Genomic DNA, 12,203 nt, shown 5'->3' with positions numbered 1-12,203 from the left:
TCAGAGCCTGAATTGCCCTGCCATACCCTGCAGTTCACGGCCCAGTTCGGCCAATTGCGTACTGGCATCCGCCGTTTCATCCATGGCCAGCGCAGACTGGTCAGCGATGTCGCGAATCGAGGTGACGCTGCGGTTGATCTCCTCGGCCACGGCCGTCTGCTGCTCGGCGGCGGCGGCGATCTGCTGGTTCATCTCGAAGATCTGCGTCACGGCCTCGGAAATCGCCGCCAGCGCATTCTCGGTCTGATTGGCGTCGGTCACCGCATGAGTCACCAGGCTGGCGCTTTGCTGCATGTCCTGCACGGCGCGCTGCGTGCCCTCGCGCAGCGTGGCGATCAGCGTCTCGATCTCGGCGGTGGATTGCTGGGTGCGTCGCGCCAGGGCCCGAACCTCATCGGCGACCACCGCGAAGCCGCGCCCCTGCTCCCCTGCCCGCGCCGCCTCGATGGCCGCATTGAGCGCCAGCAGGTTGGTCTGCTCGGCAACACTCTTGATCACATCGAGCACCGCATCAATGCGCTGTGCGTCCTGACTCAGACGCGCGATGCTCTGGGTCGTGGCGTCCATGGCACTGGCCAACTGGTCGACACGCTGCAGTGTCTGCCCTACGACCTGGCTGCCGGTGCCGACACGCGCCTCGGCATTGCGCGTAGCCACCGCTGCCACCTCGGCGTTGCGCGCCACCTCGTGCACGGTGGCTGCCATCTGGCTCATGGCAGTGGCCACCTGATCGGTTTCGGCTTTCTGTCCATTCACCCCTTGTCGCGTCTGCTCGGTAATGCCGGACAGCGCCTCGGCCGAAGCGGAAATGCGCTCGACCCCGCCCTGCAGGCGACCAACCATGTCACGCAGGTTGCTCGCCATGACCTGCATCGCCGCGAGCAGTTGACCCACCTCGTCGCTGCGCGATACCTCCAGCTGAACGCTCAGATCACCGGCGGCGATACGTTCGGCCTGGGTGATCACCTGCCGCAATGGCCGCACGATCAGCTTGCTGATCAGCAATGCCGCACAAAGGCCAAGCAACAGTGCCAGCGCCGCCACCAGCAGAATCAGGCCACTGCTGGTGTTCTGCTCGCCATGCATGACCTCGCGCTGCACGTTCTGCGCACGTTCGAGCTGGCTGAGCATGGCCTCGGCATGCTCCACCAATTGTCGATAGACCTGCTTCTGCTGTTGCAGGAGACCGGAATATTCCTTCAGGCGATCATTGAACGAGTCAACGTTGACCACCACTTCGCCGAGCACCGCTGCATAGCCTGGATCGTCCAGCGCATCGCGCAAGCTGGCGGCGAGCTTCTGCGCCTCGACAGCCTCGGCAATTGGCTCGTCAGCGACCTCAGTGCCCCGGCGACTGGCCTCCAGACGCTGGCGCGCCTGTCCCAGTGCCTGCAACAGCAATTGATGGATCTTGCCGACCTGCACCGCCTGCTGCACCGAGACATCGCCCTGCTGGCCCTGGCTCGACTTGAGCAGGTCGACGCCGTCTTCGGTCAAACCCTCCTGCAGCAGATCCAGGCTGTTCGAGGCGCTGACCACCAGCCAATCGGCTGCATCCAGCGATAGCTGCATGCCGTCGGTCTGCTCCACGTAGTGCTTGAAGGCCTCGCGATACTGCGTCAGCAAGGGCGCGAGCTGAGCCAGGGCATCGGCACTGGCGGCATCCAGCTCGGAACGCAGCGCCTCACTGCTTTGCACGATAGCTTCGGCTTGCTGTTCGAGGTGCTCGGCATGCTTTTTGTCACCACTGGCGGCGAAACCCTGCTCGGTGGCGCGCATACGCAGCACCTGATCGCTCAGGGCACTCATGCGCTCCAGGCGCTGTGCACCGGCGTTCACCTCGCGCAAGGCCAGCAGCCCGGTCAGTGCCACCAATGCAGTGAGCACCAGCACCAGCGCGAAACCCAACATGAGTTTGGTGACCGTGCTCAGACTGGCCACGCGACTGCTAAACGACCTTGCCATCGCCTTCCCCCCCGGACTGCCAAACGCTGACCATAGGAGTCTAGACCTACTAGCGACAAGCCAGCAGATCAATGATTGGCATGATTAGCTAAATAGAGGTCGTTTTTCGATGGATCAGCCGTCAGGGCCGCTGCAGATGGAAGAGTTCGCGGGTACGGCAGTAAGCGCTTCCCCCGAGGCGTCCGACCAGATCGAGCTTGAGCGGATCGAGCCGGCCCTGCTCGTTGAGCACGGCGTCGTCGATATGCGCCAACAGCACTTCGGCGAAGATCAGGTGACAGGTGGGACGCTCGGCCGGGTATGGCTGGATCTGCGCCACCCGGCACTCGAAGGCAACAGGCGCGCCCACTACCCTTGGCACCTGCACGCGCTCGCATGGCTGGCTGGCGATCGCACAATGAGCGAACTCGCTGACCTCGGGCGGCAACACGGCAGCGCTGGCGTTCATCGCCTCGGCCTGGGCATGACTGACCAGCTGCACCACCAGCTCGCCGCTGGCCTGGGCATTGCGCAGGCTGTCCTTGAGGCTGCCATCGTCACGGGTGTTGACGTTGATCAGCAGGGTCGGCGGATTATCGCTGATGACCTGGAAGAAACTGAACGGCGCCAGATTGGCCACGCCCTCGGGCGAGCGCGTCGAGACCCAGGCGATTGGCCTTGGGGTGACGCTGGAAGCCAGCCATCGATAGGCTTCCAGCGGGGTCAACGTGTTGAAATCGAGCCTCATCAACGCCCCGCACGCGATTCGCGGATATAGAAACGCGCACGCTCTGCCTTGCTGGTGCAACCTTCATAGGCTTCGAACTGCTGCTGCGTCTTGGCGGCGGTCAGCAGCGACAGGGCCTTGGAGTAGCTCACCGTACCGGCGAAGCCTTCGGCTTCGGCGATGCTCAGCTCCTTCCAGGCCGCATCGAGCTGGTTGGCACAGGTATCACGGTAAACGGTCTTGCCGGCACAGCCGGTCAGTACGACCGCCAGCAGCGACAAACAGATCCAGTGTTTCATCGACCACACTCCTCGAACGGATATGACTACGGATTTGGACCACTCTATGACGCTACGCACCGGCGAAAGTGCCCGGCTCACCTGCCGTTTCGCTCACGCAGGTATTGCACCACAGCCTGTTGCTCACCGGCGAACTCGATGCGCCCCGCCTTGCTCTCGCGCTGGAACACGTACATAGGATCGTAGTACTCAACCAGCAAAGCTTCGATCCAACCGCGATGAGTATCGACCTGACCATCGCACGCCTGCTCCGCCAGCGCCTGATCCATGATCGCGGCGAGGCGCTGATAACGCTCACCGCCCAGCCGCCGGGTGATATTGGCCAGGCTTTCACGCAACCGCGCCGAAAAAGTCGCGAAACCGGCTTCGGCGCCCTCCAGCGCGACGAACTCGGCGCACAGATCGACCACATAGGCCTGCAGGATGCGCGTAACGCGGTTTTCCACGCTGTCTTCCAGCCACACCAGCGGGTAGTGCTGCATCCCCTGATACAGCGGCAGGGGCAACGAGCAACGCCCAATCAAGCGGGCTTCGTCTTCCAGCACGAACTGCTGCTGGCCTGCGGCGCGGCGCTTGAGCAGGTCCACGGCCAGGGCGTTCTCGAAGTCGATCTGCGCCGGCTGGGCGCTGGCGCGTTTGCCGAAGCTGGAGCCACGATGGTTGGCATGCCCTTCCAGATCCGGCGCATTGTCGAGCTGGCTGATCACCTCGGTCTTGCCGGTACCGGTCATGCCACCCACCAGCACGAAGGCGCATTCCTGCACCGCCTGCTCGGTGGTGGCGAGCAGAAAGTTGCGCATCGCCTTGTAACCACCCACCACAAGCGGATAGTCGATGCCGGCCTCGCTCTTGAGCCACTGCTGGACGATCTGCGAGCGCAAGCCGCCACGGAAGCAGTACAGGTAGCCATCAGGGTGTGCCTTGGCGAAGCTGGCCCAGGCCTCGATGCGCTCGGCCTTGCTGCGGCCACTGACCAGTTGATGGCCAAGCTCGATGGCCGCCTGCTGGCCCTGCTGCTTGTAACAGGTGCCGACCTTCTGCCGCTCGATATCGGTCATCAGTGGCAGGTTGAACACGCCCGGAAAGGCGCCTTTGACAAATTCGATCGGCGCACGGGTATCCATCATCGGCCGGTCGTGCAGGAACAGGTCGCGGTAGTCGGTGCAGTTGTCGCGCATCACTGCACCTCGACCGCGTAACGCTGTCGCTCGACCAGCTCGCCGATGGGCGACAAATCCAGCCCCAGTTCACGAGCCACCGCCAGGAACTCGGCCTCGCCGTCGGGCGTGATCGCGATCAGCAAGCCGCCACTGGTCTGCGGATCGCACAGCAGCAGCTTGGCCAGCTCGGGCAGCGGCGCGATGCGCTCGCCATAGCTGTCGAAGTTGCGCAGCGTGCCGCCCGGCACGCAACCCTGCTCCAGGTAGTATTCAACGCTGGCCAGGCGCGGCACGCGGGCGAATTCGATGCGTGCGCTGAGGCCGCTGCCATCGGCCATCTCGACCAGGTGGCCAAGCAGGCCGAAACCGGTGACATCAGTCATTGCGCGCACGCCTTCGAGCTTGCCGAAGCGGCTGCCGGGCTTGTTCAGGGTGCACATCCAGTCACGTGCCAGACCGATATCCTCGGCGCGCAGCTTGGCCTTCTTCTCGGCGGTGGTGAGGATGCCGATGCCCAGCGGCTTGGTCAGGTACAGCTTGCAGCCCACCGTGGCCGTGTCGTTGCGTTTCATGTGGCGTTTTTCCACCAGACCAGTCACGGCCAGGCCGAAGATCGGCTCGGGGGCGTCGATGGAATGACCGCCAGCCAGCGGTATACCGGCCTCGTCGCACACCGCGCGGCCGCCACGGATCACCTCACGCGCCACTTCCGGGGCCAGCACGTTGACCGGCCAACCGAGAATGGCGATGGCCATCAGCGGATCACCGCCCATGGCATAGATGTCGCTGATGGCGTTGGTCGCGGCGATACGCCCGAAATCGAAGGGGTCATCGACGATCGGCATGAAGAAATCGGTGGTCGAAACCACGCCGCGTTCGCCGTCGATGGCATAAACAGCGGCGTCGTCACGCGAGGCGTTGCCGACCCACAGACGCGGGTCGAGGTTCTGCGCGCCGCTGCCCGCGAGTATCACTTCCAGCACCTTGGGCGAAATCTTGCAGCCACAGCCGGCGCCGTGGCTGTACTGGGTCAAACGAATCGGCTCGCTCATGGGCTTGCTCCGGCTGGGACGATTGGCCGCGGATTCTAGCAAAAGCCGCCTTGGCGCATCGCATCACGACAGGTAAGGTCAGCGCAGAATCTGGGGGAATAATGGATATGAGCAAGAAAGTGGCATTGGTGCTGGGCTCAGGTGGCGCCCGCGGCTACGCCCATATCGGCGTGATCGAGGAACTGCAGGCGCGTGGCTACGAGATCGGCTGCATTGCCGGCTGCTCGATGGGCGCGGTGGTGGGCGGAATTTTCGCCGCCGGCAAGCTCGACGAGTACCGCGAATGGACGGAAAGCCTGGATTATCTGGACGTGCTGCGCCTGCTCGACGTCAGCTTCCGTCTTGGCGCCATCCGCGGTGAGCGGGTATTCGGGCGCATTCACGAGATCGTCGGCGATATCGACATCGAGCAGTTGCCCATTCCCTTCACGGCGGTGGCCACCGACCTCACCAACCAGCAGGAAATCTGGTTCCAGGAAGGATGTCTGCACCAGGCCATGCGCGCCTCGGCGGCGATCCCCAGCCTGTTCACGCCGGTCATCCAGGGCAAGCGAATGCTGGTCGATGGCGGCCTGCTCAATCCGCTGCCGATCGTGCCGGTGGTCTCCAGTCATTGCGACCTGATCGTCGCGGTCAACCTCAACGCCACCAACCAGAACCATTACCAGTTGCCGGTTATCGAGCGACCGGCTGCGCTAAAGGGCCGCATCGACCAGTTGATGAGCAGCCTGGGCTCGCGCCTGCCAAGCTTTCGCCGCAAGAGCGAGGACGACGCCCTGCTGCTGGCCGACGAGCAGCAGCGCGCCGATGCCATCAGCCCGGCGGCCTCCCCCAGCAGCAAGGGCGAAGCAGCGCCCAAATCCGCAAGCGGCTCGCATGTAGCCGAGTTCAGTGGGCCCGCCTCGCTGCTGGAACTGGTTAACCAGAGCTTCGAGGTCATGCAGACGTCGCTGGCCCAATACAAGATCGCTGGCTACCCGCCGGACATTCTGATCAATGTCCCCAAGCGCGTCTGCCGCTTCTTCGAGTTCTACAAGGCGCCGGAGCTGATCATGCTGGGCCGACAGATCGCCCGTGACACCCTGGACAAGTACGAGCACGAACGCCGCTAGATCGCTCCCGTAGGGCGGGGTAAACCCCGCCGGACAATGGCTGAATCAGCCGCGTGACTCCTCACCCGGCAGCGGCTTGTCGAGCACTGCCTCGGCAGGCGGTGCCCTGTCCGCCACCCAATCGGTGAGCAGACTGTAGGCCACGGCCAGCAGCGTTGGCCCAAGGAACAGGCCCATGAAGCCGAACGCCAGGATGCCGCCGAACACACCGAGCAGCACCACCACCAGCGGCAGGTTGCCGCCACGGCTGATCAGGTAGGGCTTGAGGATGTTGTCCACCCCGCTGATCACGAAGAAGCCCCAGATGCCGAGGAAGATCGCCATGCCGATCTCGCCCTGCCACACCAGCCAGGCCACGGCAGGCCCCCAGATCAGCGGCGGAATCATGATCAAACTGAAACCGAAGGTCAGCAGGCCCAGCACCAGGGCCCCGGGCACACCGGCAATGAGGAAACCGACATAGGCCAGCAGCGCCTGCGCCGCCGCGGTACCGATCACCCCATTGACCACGCGCTGCACCGTACCGGCAACCAACTCCAGATAGTGATCGGCGCGACCACCAATCAGGCGTTCCAGCAGGCTGTGCACGAATACCGCCAGACGCGGGCCGTCGCGGTAGAAGAAGAACACCAGCACCAGGCTCAGGGCGAGCTCGACCATGCCGCCACCGATCTTGGCGCTACGCGCTAGCAGCCAGTTGCCCACCTGCCCCAGATACGGCCGCAGCGTGTCGAGGAAGGCAGCGCCCTGCTGATCGATGGTGCGCCACAGGTCGACCAGGCGATCCCCAACCAACGGCAAACCGGCGAGCCAGGTCGGCGGCGGCGGCAGACCATCGACCTGAAGATCCTTGACCAGCGCATTGGCATCCTTGATGTGGTCGGCCAGGTTGAAGCCGAGCCAGACCAGCGGCACGGCTACCAGCACCACCCAGCAGGCGGTCAGGATGCCGGCCGCCAGCGACAGGCGCCCGCCGAGGCGCAAACTCAGCCAGCGCATCAGTGGCCAACTGGCAAACGCCAGCAACGCGGCCCAGAACAGTGCCGACCAGAACGGTGCCAACACCCACAAACTGGCGGCCAGCAGCCCCAGCAACAGAATCTGTACCAGCAGCCGATCATTGGTGGCCATGGCTGCGCAACTCCTCGTTAACGACAGAGCGCCCGAGATGGGCGCTCTGGACAATGCTTGTAGCGAAGTTGTCGACCTCAGCGCAACAACCGGATCAGCAACACACCCTCACCGCCCTCGCCCAGCTCCAAGCGGGCTTCACGCACCCGCTGAGCGATCAACGCCTCACGCCAGACCTCGGCGCGCGCCCCTGACAGGCTGACCCGCAGGGTGCTGTCGAGATTGAGCGTACGCCCCAGCAACTCACTCCACTCGGCGTTCGGCTCGGCATCGGCCGACAGCTGCAACTGGCCGTCCGCGCGCAGTTGGCGCAGCAAGGTGGAAGGCGTCGGCAGAACCTGTCCGAGCGGCGTGCCGGCATCGAGCTGCTCGGCATGCAGGTACGCCCGGCGATTGCCGCGAGTGATGCTGTACAGCGCCACCAGCGTCTCGTGCTGCGGCTCGGCCAGACGCAGCAAGGCGTAAGCCTGCTGATTGTCCGAGCCGTAAAGCGTGGCATTGCCGAACACCGAATTGGCCCACAGGCTGCTCGCGCCACAATCGCGTCCCTGGCACCAGTACAACAGCTCGGCTCCCGCGGCATGCAAAGTCTGGCGGGCCTGGGTGAACACCTGGTCGGCGCTGTGGGTAGCCGGCAGCTCGTAGGTCACGGCCTGGAAGCGCCCTTCCGCCAGCACCTCACGCTCATAACGCAAGCGCCCGCTGATGCGGCGAATGGCGCCCTGCGGGTAAATGCGCTCGACATCGGGAGCTTCCTGAAAAGCGACGATATTGCTCGCCGGGAAGCGCGGCAGAATCTCAAGATCGTGACTCCCTGGCACATCGGCGGCGAATGCACCACTCGTCAGCGCAACGGCAATCACACACCCGCCCAGATACCCCCTCATCGGGCTGACATCGGCAAGCAGTGGAGCGAGGCGCTAGGGGCGCGACGAGCGCAAGAGATAGCGCGGGGGAACGGGGTGATCATGCAATCCTCCATGGCAGACCGCCACACCTTTCCCCAGGGGCGCTGGCAAGTCAAGGCGAGCCCAGGAATGGATTGAAACAATCCGCTACACGCTGCGCGCCCTCCTCGTCATCCAGGTGCAGATGGTGCCCGCCCGGCAGGCGATGAATCGCGAACGGCAAGCTCTCCAGCAATGGCGCGAGCCCCGGCTGCGCCTGCAACATGCCATGCTCAGCCAGCACCAGACTGACTGGGCACTCTAATGCCTGCACAAAGGCCAGTGCCTGGGCCTTGCTCAAGCGCAGCGGCGACGGCAAGGTCAGGCGTGCATCGGTGCGCCAGGTATAACCGCCCGGCACCGGCATCAACCCGCGCGCGGCCAGTAACTGAGCCGCTTCATGGCTGACCGCGCCTACGCCCTTCATGCGCGCCTTCACCGCACGCTCCATTTCGGTGTAGACCGGCTTGCGCTTGGCCGCGAGCGCCAGCTTGGCCCGCAGCGCCTCCCCCAGCTTGGTCGGCGCCTGGTCTGCTTCGCTGGTGTAGGGCATGAGCCCATCGATCAGCGCCAGTCGCTCGATCCGCTCGGGCATCGCGCCGGCCAGCAACACAGCGGTAATCGCACCCATGGAGTGACCAAGCAGGGAGAAGCGCTGCCAGCCGAACTGCTCGGCGACGGTCAGCACGTCATGGGCATAGGCCCACAGGGCATAATCCGAGCCCGGCGCGCGATGATCGGAATGGCCATGCCCGGCGAAGTCCAGGGCAACGATACGCACCCCGCGCAGGCGTGGCGCCAGTCGCGCAAAGCTCGCGGCGTTGTCCAGCCAGCCATGCAGGGCGATCACCGGCCTGCCATCCTCGGGGCCGTAGAGATGAGCGGCCAACTCGATATGCGGCAAACTCAGCCGTACTTCTTCCACTTGAGCGGTCATGCCGAAACCTCCCGCGCCGCGTCCCAGCGCCCGAATAGCTGTCGCAGCAGCGCTGCAGTGTCCTGCGGCCGCTCCAGCGGGAACATGTGCCCGCCTGGCAACTGGTGATATTCCGCCCGCGGCATGTAGCGCAGCGAACGTGCATGATGCGGCAGCACCACCCGGCTATGGCGCCCACGCACCATGGCCAACGGCACGGCCAGTTGCCGCGGCTTGCCTGGGGCGACATGGGGCACGCTGCGGTAAATGCTGATCTCGGTTGCGGCATCGAAACGTAGGCGCAGGCCCCGCTCCGCCGGCTTGAGACCATGCTGCACATAGGCGTCCAGGCAGTCGGGATCGAAACGGCGAAACAGCGCTTTGCCGGCAAAATAATCGCGCGCCTCGGCCAGATCGGCGAAGGCCTCGCGCCGCCCAAGGGTACGACCTGCAGGCGTGATGCGGTCGATGAAGCCAAAGCGCTTGGCGGCGCGAATGACCATGCGATCAGCCAGGGTCAGCACGGGCGAGTCGAGCATCACCACGCCCCGATACAGCTCGGGGCAGCGCAGTGCGGCGTGATAATGCAGCACCCCACCCAGCGAGTGGCCAACACCCCACACCGGCTTACCGCCAAGACGCAGATGGTGCAACAACTCCTCGACCAGATTGCCCCAGTTGTCATCCACCGGAAACGCCGGGTCGTGCCCATGCTGATCGAGGTGCAAGACCCGATAATCCGGTGCCAGCGCGGCGAACAGCTTGCCGTAGGTGGCCGAGGGGAAGCCGTTGGCATGGGCGAAAAAGATCGGCTGCGACATGCGCGATTCCTGCTGAAAGACACCCGCCGATTCTCCAGCAGCCTCGCCACAGCGGCAATGACCGTAACCGCCATCGATAATGGCGCAATGGCCAGGTCTATAGCAGCAGCCGACCGAAGATACTCGCGGCCACCAGGAGGAATACCAATCCGCAGATGACATCGACGACAGGCGCCACCTGCAGCAAGCGTTGACGCATCAGCGGGCGGCTCAGGGTCATGCCGAGCAGGCTGAACCAGAACAGGCTGAGGCTGAACAGCAGCGCGGCACAGGCAAACTTGCCCGGCAGTGACATGTCAGCCGGCACCAGGCTGGTCAGCAGTGCCAGGAAGAACACCAGCGCCTTGGGATTGCCCAGGTTGGTCAATACACCGCGCAGCCAGGGGCCGAATGCCGAAGGCGCCAGTTCGCTGTCCAGGCGCAGGCTCCCTGCCCCGCCCTGCCACCAGGCGCGTACCGCGCCGATACCCAGCCAGCCCAGATACAGGGCACCGGCAACCTGCAGCAGATCGAACAGCCATTCGGTGCGACTGAGCAGCAAGGCCACGCCGCTCAGGACAAGCGTACCGTGCAGGAGAATCCCGCAGGCCAGGCCCAGGGCGCTGAGCAAACCTGCGCGACGCCCCTGGTGCAGAGCGGTGCGCACCACCAGGGCCACATCCGGGCCAGGGCTGATGAGGGCCACCGCGAAGACGGCAGCGAGCGACAGCAAGACGGATGTCTCCTGCATGGTTGTTCTCCATGTGATAGGAAGGGGGTGAGTCTTTGCGGGTATCAGCCCTGGCGCAGGCGCGCCGGCGGCAGCCCGTAGGTACGGCGGAACAGCCGCGAGAAGTGCGCCTGATCGTAGAAGCCCAGGCGCAAGGCGATCTCGCTCAGCGGCTCACCCGCCAGCACCAGAGGCAACGCGCGCTGCAGGCGCAGTTGGGTCAACCACTGGTGCGGTGGCAAACCGGTGTGCTGGCGAAAGCGGCGCAGCGCCTGCCAGGGGCTCATCGCACAGAATGCGGCGAGTTCTTCCAGCGAGGGCGGGTCGTCCAGGCGCGTCTCCAACCACTCACGCAGACGCTGCCAGGTCGGGTTGTCGAAGGCGCGCTGCGGATCCTGGATGCGCAACGTCGACCCCATCTCCAGCAACTGCGCCAGGGCTTGCCACAATGCACTCTCTTGCGCCAGCGCCGAACCTTCGAACATGGCCGCATGGAAATGCTGCAACCGCTGCTGCAGGATCGGATGGCGCAGGCTGGTGGTGGTCAGCCGGGGAGCGCCCTGGCGCCCCTCGCTGAGGGTGCGACTGGCCTGCTCGAGCCAGTGCGGATCGAATGCCATGACCCGGATGCGATAACCCGAGCCATCCAGACAGGCGCCGTCATGAATGCCTTCGGGCGCCATCAGCAACACATCCCCTGCCCCGACGTGACGGCGTTCGCCGCCATAGACGTAGCGATGCTGCCCCTGAACCAGCATGCCCACGTGGTATTCCAGGTGGAAATGGCGGGGAAAGGCGAAGCGGTGGTACGCGGCGTCGATAAGGCGAACGCCGGGCAAACTGCTCTGGATGTGAGTGATCTGTTCCATGGCGCCTAATCTACCGACAAGCCACGGGCAAATCTTGGATGAAATTGCAGGACGTAACGCCTCAACCGCGCGGCGGCTGCTCACCGAGCGGCACGATGGCCATGGTCAGACGGGAAATACAGCTGGGCTTGCCGTCGTCGCCGGTCAGGCGAATGTCCCAGACATGCGTGCTGCGCCCCAGGTGGACTGGGCGCGCGACCGCATGTACGCGCCCGCTGCGCAGTCCGCGCAGGTGGTTGGCATTGACTTCCAGCCCCACGCAGTAGAAACGACTGGTATCGATGCACAGGTAGCTGGCGGTGGAACCCAGGGTTTCGGCGAGCACCACCGAGGCGCCCCCATGCAGCAAACCATAGGGCTGATGAGTGCGCGCATCGACCGCCATGCTGGCACTGATCGAATCATCGTCGAAGGACTCGAAGCGAATATCGAGTACCTCGCCAATGGTGCTCTTCAGCGTCGCGTTGAGCGCCTCGATATCGGGCAGGCGTTTCCAAAGTGTCATCCAGTCGTCCT

The 12,203-nt window shown here is 64.5% G+C and carries 13 protein-coding genes and 1 pseudogene; 1 reads left to right on the top strand and 13 read right to left on the bottom strand.

Annotated elements, in window-relative coordinates; all coding sequences use genetic code 11:
- From ACODS1_RS03625 to selD, 6 genes and pseudogenes are all read right to left on the bottom strand, one after another.
- Positions 1-843, bottom strand: a complete 843-nt coding sequence (locus tag ACODS1_RS03625; RefSeq protein ID WP_489084804.1) for a methyl-accepting chemotaxis protein — start codon at positions 841-843, stop codon at positions 1-3.
- Between the two features lie 12 nt (positions 844-855).
- Positions 856-1,086 (bottom strand): annotated as a pseudogene (locus ACODS1_RS03620) (HAMP domain-containing protein); the annotation flags it as partial.
- A gap of 1,000 nt (positions 1,087-2,086) precedes the next feature.
- Positions 2,087-2,692 (bottom strand): flavin reductase family protein, encoded by a 606-nt coding sequence (locus ACODS1_RS03615; RefSeq protein ID WP_489084579.1) that lies wholly within the window; start codon positions 2,690-2,692, stop codon positions 2,087-2,089.
- Complete coding sequence (locus ACODS1_RS03610) at positions 2,692-2,970, bottom strand: hypothetical protein (RefSeq protein WP_322977918.1); 279 nt, start codon at positions 2,968-2,970, stop codon at positions 2,692-2,694. Before ACODS1_RS03610 ends, ACODS1_RS03615 begins: the two co-directional genes overlap by 1 nt.
- A gap of 77 nt (positions 2,971-3,047) precedes the next feature.
- On the bottom strand, positions 3,048-4,148 hold the full coding sequence (mnmH, locus tag ACODS1_RS03605) for a tRNA 2-selenouridine(34) synthase MnmH (protein WP_489084578.1): 1,101 nt from the start codon (positions 4,146-4,148) through the stop codon (positions 3,048-3,050).
- A complete protein-coding gene (gene selD, locus ACODS1_RS03600; RefSeq protein ID WP_489084577.1) occupies positions 4,148-5,182 on the bottom strand; it encodes a selenide, water dikinase SelD in 1,035 nt (344 codons plus the stop codon). The genes mnmH and selD overlap by 1 nt, the downstream gene beginning before the upstream one ends.
- Positions 5,183-5,289: 107 nt before the next feature.
- On the opposite strand from selD, the gene ACODS1_RS03595 reads away from it, so the two are divergent.
- Positions 5,290-6,294 carry a patatin-like phospholipase family protein gene (locus tag ACODS1_RS03595; RefSeq protein WP_489084576.1) on the top strand — a complete coding sequence of 335 codons (1,005 nt, stop codon included), beginning with the start codon at positions 5,290-5,292 and terminating at the stop codon, positions 6,292-6,294.
- A gap of 45 nt (positions 6,295-6,339) precedes the next feature.
- Here ACODS1_RS03595 and ACODS1_RS03590 read toward each other — a convergent pair whose 3' ends face one another.
- The 7 genes from ACODS1_RS03590 to ACODS1_RS03560 all read right to left on the bottom strand — a co-directional run bounded on the left by ACODS1_RS03590 (position 6,340) and on the right by ACODS1_RS03560 (position 12,192).
- Positions 6,340-7,425, bottom strand: coding sequence for an AI-2E family transporter (locus ACODS1_RS03590; protein ID WP_489084575.1), 1,086 nt, complete (start codon positions 7,423-7,425; stop codon positions 6,340-6,342).
- 77 nt (positions 7,426-7,502) lie between these two features.
- Complete coding sequence (locus tag ACODS1_RS03585) at positions 7,503-8,312, bottom strand: DUF4892 domain-containing protein (protein WP_489084574.1); 810 nt, start codon at positions 8,310-8,312, stop codon at positions 7,503-7,505.
- Between the two features lie 133 nt (positions 8,313-8,445).
- The gene (locus tag ACODS1_RS03580) at positions 8,446-9,309 is read right to left on the bottom strand and encodes an alpha/beta fold hydrolase (RefSeq protein WP_489084573.1); all 864 of its coding nucleotides are present in this window, start codon (positions 9,307-9,309) and stop codon (positions 8,446-8,448) included.
- Complete coding sequence (locus tag ACODS1_RS03575) at positions 9,306-10,109, bottom strand: alpha/beta fold hydrolase (RefSeq protein ID WP_489084572.1); 804 nt, start codon at positions 10,107-10,109, stop codon at positions 9,306-9,308. Before ACODS1_RS03575 ends, ACODS1_RS03580 begins: the two co-directional genes overlap by 4 nt.
- A 97-nt stretch (positions 10,110-10,206) precedes the next feature.
- Positions 10,207-10,839, bottom strand: a complete 633-nt coding sequence (locus ACODS1_RS03570; protein WP_489084571.1) for a LysE family translocator — start codon at positions 10,837-10,839, stop codon at positions 10,207-10,209.
- Positions 10,840-10,883: 44 nt separating this feature from the next.
- Positions 10,884-11,687: a helix-turn-helix domain-containing protein gene (locus tag ACODS1_RS03565; protein WP_489084570.1), complete on the bottom strand. Its 804-nt coding sequence runs from the start codon at positions 11,685-11,687 to the stop codon at positions 10,884-10,886.
- Positions 11,688-11,748: 61 nt separating this feature from the next.
- A complete protein-coding gene (locus ACODS1_RS03560) occupies positions 11,749-12,192 on the bottom strand; it encodes a hotdog fold thioesterase (RefSeq protein ID WP_489084569.1) in 444 nt (147 codons plus the stop codon).
- Positions 12,193-12,203 lie beyond the last annotated feature (11 nt).

It is taken from the genome of Pseudomonas sp. FG29 (assembly GCF_057809355.1).
Note: the sequence above shows the minus strand (reverse complement) of the source record. Positions and strands in the feature narration are given on the sequence as shown.